Annotated in this window: 8 protein-coding genes; 3 read left to right on the top strand and 5 right to left on the bottom strand. The window is 65.3% G+C overall.

Features of this window, described 5'->3' with window-relative positions; genetic code table 11:
• Window positions 1–317: 317 nt before the first annotated feature.
• Window positions 318–1832 (bottom strand): threonine ammonia-lyase, biosynthetic, encoded by a 1515-nt coding sequence (gene ilvA / locus H609_RS0110860; RefSeq protein ID WP_018875837.1) that lies wholly within the window; start codon window positions 1830–1832, stop codon window positions 318–320.
• Window positions 1833–1934: 102 nt separating this feature from the next.
• Here ilvA and rpiA point away from each other — a divergent pair, with 102 nt between their 5' ends.
• Together rpiA and H609_RS0110850 are read left to right on the top strand one after the other, a co-directional pair.
• Window positions 1935–2597 carry a ribose-5-phosphate isomerase RpiA gene (rpiA, locus tag H609_RS0110855; RefSeq protein WP_028484958.1) on the top strand — a complete coding sequence of 221 codons (663 nt, stop codon included), beginning with the start codon at window positions 1935–1937 and terminating at the stop codon, window positions 2595–2597.
• A gap of 18 nt (window positions 2598–2615) precedes the next feature.
• Window positions 2616–2825: a DUF2905 domain-containing protein gene (locus tag H609_RS0110850; protein ID WP_018867188.1), complete on the top strand. Its 210-nt coding sequence runs from the start codon at window positions 2616–2618 to the stop codon at window positions 2823–2825.
• 105 nt (window positions 2826–2930) lie between these two features.
• On the opposite strand, the gene H609_RS0110845 is transcribed toward H609_RS0110850, so the two are convergent.
• The 4 genes from H609_RS0110845 to H609_RS0110830 all read right to left on the bottom strand — a co-directional run bounded on the left by H609_RS0110845 (window position 2931) and on the right by H609_RS0110830 (window position 9027).
• Complete coding sequence (locus H609_RS0110845) at window positions 2931–3764, bottom strand: rhodanese-like domain-containing protein (RefSeq protein ID WP_026279275.1); 834 nt, start codon at window positions 3762–3764, stop codon at window positions 2931–2933.
• A 169-nt stretch (window positions 3765–3933) separates the two neighbouring features.
• On the bottom strand, window positions 3934–7776 hold the full coding sequence (locus H609_RS0110840; protein WP_028484957.1) for a DUF3683 domain-containing protein: 3843 nt from the start codon (window positions 7774–7776) through the stop codon (window positions 3934–3936).
• Between the two features lie 152 nt (window positions 7777–7928).
• Window positions 7929–8078: a DUF3096 domain-containing protein gene (locus H609_RS14005; RefSeq protein ID WP_018867185.1), complete on the bottom strand. Its 150-nt coding sequence runs from the start codon at window positions 8076–8078 to the stop codon at window positions 7929–7931.
• A gap of 31 nt (window positions 8079–8109) precedes the next feature.
• Complete coding sequence (locus H609_RS0110830; protein ID WP_028484956.1) at window positions 8110–9027, bottom strand: MBL fold metallo-hydrolase; 918 nt, start codon at window positions 9025–9027, stop codon at window positions 8110–8112.
• A 546-nt stretch (window positions 9028–9573) separates the two neighbouring features.
• On the opposite strand from H609_RS0110830, the gene H609_RS13455 reads away from it, so the two are divergent.
• Window positions 9574–9789 (top strand): transposase (locus H609_RS13455; RefSeq protein ID WP_038036286.1); only part of this gene is annotated, 216 nt, incomplete at its 3' end.

Genomic DNA, 9789 nt, shown 5'->3' with positions numbered 1-9789 from the left:
GCGCAGCGAGTTCAGCGCCGCCGGCCCAGCACGTCCGGAGCGAGGTTCCCGGGCGAAATCCGGGTGCCCTTCTTTGGGTCCTTTCTTGGGCAAGCAAGAAAGGACCTCGCGGCGCGCTGGCGAGTCAGCGCACGGCAGTACGTGGACCGAAGCCACCGTAAACACCAGAGGACGAACCAGGCCTAGCCAAAAATCGGCAGGTTGCGGACCGACGGCACCGTAAACACCGGAGGACGAACCAGGACCAGCCACCACGAGGCAGACAGCCAGACGAAGGACCTGCCTGCGCTGACGAACAAGCGCCTGGTGAGATGCGGTCAGCGGAGGAAGAGGGAGTAGGCCGGGTTACTGGTCTCCTCGTGCCACGGATACCCGACCTCCTTCAGGAACTCGCGGAACCGGGCCCGATCCTCGGACGGGATCTGCATACCGACCAGCACACGCCCGTAGGCCGCCCCATGATTGCGGTAATGGAACAGGCTGATATTCCAGGTCTGCCCCATATGCGTCAGGAAATTGAGCAGCGCCCCGGGACGCTCCGGAAACTCGAAGCGATAGATCCGCTCGTTGCGGACCTCGCCCCCATGGCCGCCGACCATATGCCGCAGGTGCAGCTTGGCGACCTCGTTCTCGGTCATATCGAGCACCTCGTACCCCGCCCCCTCCAGGGCCTCCAGGATCTCCCGGCGCTCGCGATCACCGCCCTCCAGCTTGATCCCGGCGAACACCTGCGCGTGCTCGTCGTCAGCATAGCGGTAGTTGAACTCGGTGATCCCGCGCTTGCCGATAGCCTGGCAAAACTGGCGGAAACTCCCCGGGCGCTCCGGGATGGTGACCGCGAACAGGGCCTCGCGATGCTCGCCGATCTCGGCGCGTTCGGCCACATGGCGCAGCCGGTCGAAATTGATGTTGGCGCCGCTTAAGACCGCAGCGAAGTTTCCGCCCTGCACGCCCTCGCGCTGGAGGTACTGTTTCATCCCGGCCACCGCCAGGGCACCGGCCGGCTCGGCGACCACGCGGGTATCGTCGAAGACATCCTTGATGGCCGCACAGATGGAGTCGGTATCCACCAGCAGGACCTCGTCGACCAGATCGCGGCACAGGCGGAAGGTCTCCTTGCCGACCTGGCGCACCGCCGCGCCGTCGGCAAAGATACCGACCTGCTTGAGGTTGACCCGGCGGTTCTGCTGCAGCGCCTTGTACATCGAGGGCGCGTCGTCCGGCTCCACACCGATGACCTTGATCTCCGGGCGCAGGCGCTTGATATAGGCCGCCATGCCAGCGGCGAGCCCCCCGCCTCCGATACAGACGAACACAGCATCGAGTTCGCCCGGATGCTGACGCAGCAGCTCCATGGCCACCGTGCCCTGCCCGGCAATCACGTCGGGGTCGTCGAACGGATGGATGAACGTGTAGCCGTGCTTGGCTTCCAGCTCGCGGGCGTGGGCGGCGGCCTCGTCGAAGGAATCCCCGTGGAGTACGGCCTTGCCGCCGAAACGACGCACCGCGGCGATCTTGATCGAGGGCGTGGTCACCGGCATCACGATCACGGCCTTGATGCCGAGGTGGTTCGCCCCCAGCGCGACCCCCTGGGCATGATTGCCCGCGGAGGCCGCCACCACGCCCTTGGCGCGCTGTTCCGGGGTCAACTGGGCGATCTTGTTGTAGGCGCCGCGCAGCTTGAACGAGAACACCGGCTGCAGGTCCTCGCGCTTGAGCCAGAGCGTCGAGCCCAGGCGCTGCGACAGGGTCGGCATCGAGTCCAGGGGTGTCTCTCGGGCCACGTCGTAGACGCGCGCCGTCAGGATCTTCTCGAGATAGGGGATTTGCATGGCGAAACCATAGCATGCGAGCGGTTCACGGTTCCGCTTGTCCCGGGGCCGGAGCAGTCGGTATCCTCAATGGGTTATGGATCGTACATGCGAGAGATGTTGATGAATCAGGACGAAATGAAGAAGGCCGTGGCCGAGGCGGCGCTGGAACGGATCGAGAGCGGCTGGATCGTGGGTGTGGGTACCGGGTCTACCGCGAACTACTTCATCGACGCCCTGGCGGGCATCAAGGGCAAGATCGACGGGGCCGTCGCCTCCAGCGAGGTCAGCGCCGAGCGCCTGCGCGGACATGGCATCGAGGTGCTGGACCTGAACTCCGCCGGCCCGCTGCCGATCTACGTGGACGGCGCCGACGAGGCCACCCGGCACCTGCACCTGACCAAGGGCGGGGGCGGGGCTCTGACCCGCGAGAAGATCGTCGCGGCCGCATCGAAGACCTTCGTGTGCGTGGTCGACGAGACCAAGGTCGTGGACTACCTGGGCGCCTACCCGCTGCCGGTCGAGGTGATCCCGATGGCCCGCAGCCATGTCGCCCGCGCCCTGTCGAAGCTGGGCGGCAACCCGGAGCTGCGCGAGGGCTTCAAGACCGACAACGGCAACGTGATCCTCGACGTGCACAACCTGCGCATCATGAACCCGGTGGAGCTGGAGTCCGAGCTGGACCACATCGCCGGTGTCGTGACCAACGGCCTGTTCGCTCGGCGGCCGGCGGACGTGATGCTGGTGGGTTCGTCCACGGGCGTCGAGGAGATGACCGCCAGGTAATCGGTCCGGGCGACCGCCATGACCGACACGGGCAAGTGGCTGATCGTCATCGGCGGGCTGATCGTGGTGATCGGCCTGCTCTGGCCCTGGCTGGGCAAAATCCCCTGGGGCCGCTTGCCCGGGGATATCGTGATCGAGGGGGAAAACAGCCGGTTCTATTTCCCGATCACCACCATGATCATCGTCAGCGTGGTGATCTCGATCCTGCTGGCGCTTTTCCGGCGCTGACCCGCCGCCAGCGCACGCGCTGTCAAACAGAAGGGCCGGGATCGCATGATCCCGGCCCTTTTTTCGTGCGAAAAACGCGGATGCAGGAAACGCTCCGGGCCTCGCCTAGCGCGCCATCACCTCGTCGTAGAAGCGCTGCAGGCCGCCCTCGAGGAAGCGGTAGTCCTCGACCCCCCGCTCCTCCAGGTGATACTGCAGCCAGCGCACCTGTTGCCCGTTCTGGTCGAAGATCAGCAGCGGGGCACCGTCCCGGCGGGCCTGGTCGACGATCCGATTGAGCGTGTCGATATTCTCCAGCGGCGCGGAGATCTCGCGCCCGGCGAACAGCGAAATCTCGTCGCGTTCCTCGTTGCCACGCACATCCACCACCACGGCATCGTCGTTCTCGCGGACGCGACGGGCAAAGGTGTCGGCCTCCAGCAGACGCGCCTCGAAGGCGTCGTCGGCAATCAACTGCGTCTCGGGGTCCTCGATGGGCTCACCGCGCAGGAGTGCCAGTCCGGGATAGCGTTCCGCCCAGTCCTTGACGCCGGCATCATACGCCTGGGTCGGGCCCAGCCCCGCGGAGTTGGCACGCGCCGCGGCGCGATACGACAGATAGCTCTCACGACCGTTGCAGTAGAACACCAGCGGGCCACCGTGCTGCTCCTCCAGTGCACGGACCTGGTCCTCGAAATCCGGGGCCCCGAGCGGGACGTGATGCGCCCCCTCGATGTGCAGGATGTCGTATTCCAGGCGCGGGCGGACGTCGATCACCGTGGAACGCGACAGCTGACCGCGCAGATCGAACAGGTCCACGGCATCCACACCAAAGCGCTCGTACAGGCTGCGTCCGGGGAACTCGACAAAGGCCTGGGCACTGGCCACGACAGGGGCACCGGCCAGCCCGACACAGAGGGCCATGACGGCAAGGCGGGGACTCAAAGAGCGAAAGGTCATGCGAACTCCCTTGCATGGACGGGTGAACATGCCGCACGCACTGCCGCGGCCCTGTTGGGGCGTATTCGACGCCCGTTGGGCGACGCGGCGAGACGGGGCTTTATTCCCCGGCCCGGCCGCTCGCCTCGCCCGATTGTAGCCAACCCGCACCCTTTGTGTGCAACGGAAACTACAGCAGCACCTTCTCGATCCCGCCCTCGCGCGCGCGGTCGATGAAGTTCTTCTGCCAGCCGTCGCCCATCAGGCGGTTGGCCATCTCGACCACGATGTAGTCGGTATCCAGCCCGGTGTCCTCGCGATAGCGCGACAGCCCCTGCTGGCAGGCCGGGCAGGAGGTCAGCATCTTCACGTTGCCGTTCTCTGCCTTCTCCTCGCCGGTCAGCTCCTTGATGCCCTTGTGCAGCTCTTCCTGCTTGCGGAAGCGCACCTGAGTGGCGATGTCCGGGCGACTGATCGCGAACGTGCCGGCCTCGCCACAGCAGCGGTTGGACTGCAGGACGTCCTGCCCCATCAGCTTGGAGGCGACGTCGGTCGGCTTGTGCGACTTCATCGGCGAGTGGCAGGGGTCGTGGTACATGTACTGCACGCCCTTGAGCCCCTCGAGCTTCACGCCCTTCTCCATCAGGTATTCGTGGATGTCGAGCAGGCGGCAGCCCGGGAAGATCCGCTCGAACTCGTACTTCAGCAGCTGATCCATGCAGGTCCCGCAGGACACCACGACGGTCTTGATGTCGAGGTAGTTGAGCGTGGTCGCCAGCCGGTGGAACAGCACGCGATTCTCGGTACTGATCTGCTGGCCCTTCTCGAAGTCGCCGCCGGCGTTCTGCGGATAGCCGCAGCACAGGTAGCCCGGGGGTAGCACGGTCTGCGCCCCCACGTCGTAGAGCATGGCCAGCGTCGCCAGCCCCACCTGGCTGAACAGGCGCTCGGAGCCGCAGCCGGGGAAGTAGAACACCGCATCCGAATCCAGATCGGTCTTCACCGGGTCGCGCAGGATCGGCACGTAGCGCGAATCCTCCAGCCCCAGCATCTGCCGCGTGGTCTGGCTCGGCAGGCCGGCGGGCATCGGCTTCTTCACGAAGTGCACCACCTGCTCGTGCACCGGCGCCTTGCCGGTGGTCGAGCGCGGGGTCTTGCCCTCGCCGGTCAGGTTCAGCTTCTTGAACGCGAAGTGCCCCAGACGCTGGGCGGCATAGCCCATCTGGATCGCGCCCTTGCGGATGCCCTTGATGGTGGCCGGATCCTTCGCGTTGAGGAAGGCCATGGACATCATCGTGGCCGGCGTCGCCTTGCGCTTGCCCTTCTTGTTGAGGATCGAACGCATGTGCATGGTCACGTCGCCAAAGTCGATGTCGACCGGGCACGGATTCAGGCACTTGTGGCAGATCGTGCAGTGATCCGCGACGTCGTTCATCTCCTCGAAGTGATTGAGCGACAGCCCGCGGCGGGTCTGCTCCTCGTAGAGGAAGGCCTCGACGATCAGTCCGGTGGCCAGGATCTTGTTCCGCGGCGAGTAGAGCAGATTGGCGCGCGGGACATGCGTATTGCACTCCGGCTTGCACTTGCCGCAACGCAGGCAGTCCTTGATCTCGTCATTGAGATCGCCCAGTTCACTCTGCTCCAGGATCAGCGCCTCCTGCTTCACCAGACGCAGCGAAGGGGTGTAGGCATTGGACAGCCCGGAGCCTTCGAGCAGCTTGCCGGCGTTGAACACGCCGTTCGGGTCGACCTGCTGCTTGTACTTCGCGAACGACTCGATGCGCTCGGGTTCCAGGTACTGCATCTTGGTCAGGCCGATCCCGTGCTCGCCGGAGATCACCCCGTTCAGCTCGCGCGCCAGGCGCATCACGTCGTCCACCAGACGCTCGGCCTGGTGCATCATCTGGTAGTCGTTGGAGTTGACCGGGATGTTGGTGTGCACGTTGCCGTCGCCCGCATGCATATGCAGGGCGATGAACAGCCGGCTGGTCAGCACGCGGTCGTGGATCCCGGCCAGGCGCTTGCGCACCGGCTCCAGCTGGTGGCCACCGAAGATCTCGAACAGAGGGCGCTCGACCTCGGCCCGGTAGGAGATCCGCAGGCTGCGCCGCAGCAGCAGGTTCATCAGCTTGTCGTGGTCGCGACGGTCAGCGCGGGCCGATTCGTCGAGCAGCTCGTCGCACTCCGACGCGAGCGTGAAGAAGTTCTCCGAGATCGCCTCCCAGCGCTTCTTCACCTCCTGCAGAACCTCCACCGCGCGCTCGCGCTTGGACTCGAACCACTGCTGGCCCTCGCCGCCGGTGTCGTCCAGCAGCTCGCGCAGCTCGGGATGGTCGCCGCGCATGCACTCCAGCACCTCGTCGACCATGGTCAGCTTGTTCTTCAGCGACTCGCGCACGTTCAGGGATTCGATCCCCTCGGTGTACTCCGCCAGACGCTCCAGCGGGATCACCACATCCTCGTTGATCTTGAAGGCGTTGGTGTGGTGGGCGATCGCCGCGGTTCGGGCGCGATCCGCCCAGAAGCGCTTGCGCGCCTCGGGGCTGACCGCAATGAAGCCCTCGCCGTTTCGGGCATTGGCCGCGCGCACCATCTGGGCGGCCAGCCGACCCAGCGCATCCTCGTCGTCGGAGACGATATCGGCGACCAGCACCATCTTCGGCAGGTCGCCGCGCGCGCCTTTCGGCGTGTACTTGACCGCGCGTACATAGCGCTCGTCCAGGTGCTCGAGGCCGGCCAGCAGGACGTCGTCCTCGGCATCCACCGCGTCCTTGATCTCGACAATCGCCGGGACGGCCTGGTGCAGGTCGGTCCCGTAGAACTCGAGACACACGGTGCGGATGTTGTCGGGCATGCGGTGCAGGATGAATTCGGCCGAGGTGATCAGGCCGTCACAGCCTTCCTTCTGGATGCCCGGCACGCCCATCAGGGCCTTGTCGGTCACGTCCTTGCCCAGGCCCAGCTTGCGGAAGCGCTGCCCCGGCATCTCGAGGATCTCGGGCTCTCCCTTCGGGGTCTTGCCATCCGGCTGATAGCGCGTCACGCGGAAGCGCACCGTCTCGGCGTCGTGGATCTTGCCCAGGTTGTGATCGAGGCGCTCGATGTACATCCACTCCGCCTCGGGCGTGACCATCGTCCAGGCCGCCAGGTTGTCCAGCGCGGTACCCCACAGCACGGCCTTCTTGCCACCGGCGTTCATCGCCACGTTGCCGCCGATGGTCGAGGCATCCTGCGAGGTCGGATCGACCGCGAACACCAGGCCATTGCGATCGGCCAGTTCGGAGACGCGCTTGGTGACCACGCCGGCCTCCACGCGCACCACCGGCACGTCGTGCTCCACGCCCGGCAACGGTCGCCGCTTGACCTCGCCGAGGCCCTCTAGCTTCTCCGTGTTGATCACCGCGGAACGCTTGGACAGCGGGACCGCGCTGCCGGTGTAGCCAGTGCCGCCACCGCGCGGGATCACCGTCAGGCCCAGTTCGATGCAGGCCGCGACCAGCGGCCCCATCTCTTCCTCGGAATCGGGGGTCAGCACCACGAACGGCAGTTCCACGCGCCAGTCGGTCGCGTCGGTCACGTGGGACACCCGCGCCAGCCCGCCGAACTGGATATTGTCCTTGTGCGTGAGGCCCTTCATGCGCTTGCGCACCTGATCGCGCAGCGCCGCGGTGTCGGTGAATTCCTTGGCAAAGGCGGATACCGCCGCCTGGGCGCGCTGGGCCAGCTTCAATGCCTTTTCGTTGCCATCGGCCCGGGCCGTGATCTGGTCCAGGCGATGCTGCATGGCGTCGATCAGCGCCTTGCGGCGCTTCTTGTCCTCCAGCAGGTCGTCCTGGATATACGGGTTGCGGGTGACCACCCACATGTCCCCCAGGACCTCGAACAGCATGCGCGCGGACACGCCCGTCCGACGCTCCCCACGCAGCTCGTTGAGGAGATCCCAGGTATCGGACCCCAGGAAACGGATGACGATTTCGCGGTCGGAGAAGGAGGTGTAGTTATAGGGTATTTCTCGAACGCGTTCGGCGGTCATTGAGGCGTGGCCCCCCGATCAAAGTGAGGCCAAAGAGTAACGGGTCCGCGCGCCCTGCGCATGAAGTCGCACTGTTGGTCCATGCTTTTGGGCACCAAACTATCCCCCGGGAACTACCCGGGCTCGCGGCCCGGGCGGTCCCGCAGTGTGCCCTACCAGTGGGCCAGGAGCCCCAGCACCCCGATCACGATCAGGTAGATCGCGACGATGTAATTGAGGAGCCGGGGACGGATCAGGATCAGAATCCCCGCCACCAGCGACAGGATGGCCATCAGCAGGCTCGGGTCAATATGCAGCGTCATACAGCGACTCCCTTGCCGAACGCCGGCGCGTTCAGAACAGTTTTTCTTCCATCTCGAGATAGACCGCGTTGGCATTGCTGCGGTTGGTCTGCTCGAAGGCCGGGAGATCCTCGTAGTCGCTCCAGTCCATGGCCGCGTAGGCCTCGTCGAAGGTCTCCATGTTCTCCACGGCCGCGCCCATGTGCTCGCGCAGCTTCACCAGGTAGTCACGCGTAAACTTCACCGCTCGGCTTGCCTGATCGGTGGCCTCGCCATGCCCCGGGACCAGGAATTTCAGGTCCATCTCCATCAGTTCTTCCAGACGATTGACCCAGTTCTCCGAATCCAGCGCGTCGTCCCCCAGAAACGGGATACGGCCGTCAAAGACGATGTCGCCGGCAAACACCACGCCCGTCTCCTCCACCACCATGATGATGTCGTCGGGTGAATGGGCCGGGCCGGCGTGCACGCAGCGAAAGGTCTTGCCGCCCAGACGGATGGTGTACTCGTCTTCGAAGAACTCGTCCGGCGGGATGATCTGCGTGTCCTCGTCCACCCATGGCGTCAGCACCCCGCGACGCTGTTCCAGTCGCGCCACCGCGCCTGGCCCGCCGAGGTAGTCGCGTGCCCGTGCCTGACCGATGATCTTCGCGTCGGTATGGTCGGCGAACGCCTGCAGGCCGTAGATGTGGTCCGCATGGTAATGCCCGGCGATCACGTACTTGATCGGCTGGTCGGTCACCTCACGGATCCGGCGGATCATCTCGAAACCCAGCGGCGGGGTCCCCAGGGCGTCGTAGACCACTACACCCTCGTCGGTCACGACAAATCCGGCGTTCGATGTGTGGCCCTGATTGTCCGGGTCCGGGATGCCGGAGATCCCGATCATGTACCAGGTGTCCGCGCCCTCCACTTCGTGGGCGGTGGTATCGACGGTCACGGGCTCGTAGGGGTTATCGGGTACCGACATCTTTGCTCCACTCCTCTTCTTGATGCGTATCCATTCGGCCCGTGGACGGGCTCTGCGTTATTGGACGGAGAAAAGACCGGAGAATTCCCTGCAATTCCCGATCCCCGCCCGGGGATTGTAGCGGAGCCGGGGACAACGATGAGAAGCCACCCGAGGAGCACAACCCAGAAGAGGCCGGGCCAACAGCCCTCCACCTTCGGCAGGACGCAGATTGACGCCGCAGGGCCTGAGGGAATGATTGCCACTCACGGGCGCGATCGTGCCTGACCCGTGCCAGAAGCACCGCATGGTTGGTTGCCCGTCAATGCTGAAATGCGGACATGCCAAACCGAGGGGCACACCGCCATGGCTGGGGGGACCAGGATGATTCGGCGGCTGCGCCGCCTCACCCCTTCGGGACTGCACACGCTTCGCGCGTGCAGTGCTTCGCTGCGCTTCGCCGAACCAGTAGTGTGCTGAGTTATGTGCAGAAGCTGGCAGGAGGTGAGCGGCCATGGTATTCGGGTTGGTTAGCGACCACCGGAACCCCTCAAGGAGGGCGAGACCATGACCACTCACAAGAGCCAGGCTACTGCGGATCGCACGTCACTGCGAGCGCTTTTGGGGACAGACGAGGAACTGATGCGCACGCTGGTGCGCGAGGCGGTCCAGCAGGTTCTGGAAGCCGAGATGAGCGACCAGCTCCAGGCGGCACCGGGCGAGCGCACCGAGGGCCGCCTGGGCTACCGAGCCGGGTACTACCCGCGCACCCTGATCACGCGC

Source organism: Thioalkalivibrio sp. ALE17, assembly GCF_000425605.1.
Lineage (GTDB): Bacteria > Pseudomonadota > Gammaproteobacteria > Ectothiorhodospirales > Ectothiorhodospiraceae > Thioalkalivibrio.
The sequence above is the reverse complement of the archived record's forward strand: the minus strand, read 5'-3'. Positions and strand labels throughout refer to the sequence as shown.

What these genes read in the sequence shown, in the direction of transcription:
- ilvA (WP_018875837.1), bottom strand. Translation starts at nt 1,832, where the DNA reads ATGCAAATCCCCTATCTCGAGAAGATCCTGACGGCGCGCGTCTACGAC.
- rpiA (WP_028484958.1), top strand. Translation starts at nt 1,935, where the DNA reads ATGAATCAGGACGAAATGAAGAAGGCCGTGGCCGAGGCGGCGCTGGAA.
- H609_RS0110850 (WP_018867188.1), top strand. Translation starts at nt 2,616, where the DNA reads ATGACCGACACGGGCAAGTGGCTGATCGTCATCGGCGGGCTGATCGTG.
- H609_RS0110845 (WP_026279275.1), bottom strand. Translation starts at nt 3,764, where the DNA reads ATGACCTTTCGCTCTTTGAGTCCCCGCCTTGCCGTCATGGCCCTCTGT.
- H609_RS0110840 (WP_028484957.1), bottom strand. Translation starts at nt 7,776, where the DNA reads ATGACCGCCGAACGCGTTCGAGAAATACCCTATAACTACACCTCCTTC.
- H609_RS14005 (WP_018867185.1), bottom strand. Translation starts at nt 8,078, where the DNA reads ATGACGCTGCATATTGACCCGAGCCTGCTGATGGCCATCCTGTCGCTG.
- H609_RS0110830 (WP_028484956.1), bottom strand. Translation starts at nt 9,027, where the DNA reads ATGTCGGTACCCGATAACCCCTACGAGCCCGTGACCGTCGATACCACC.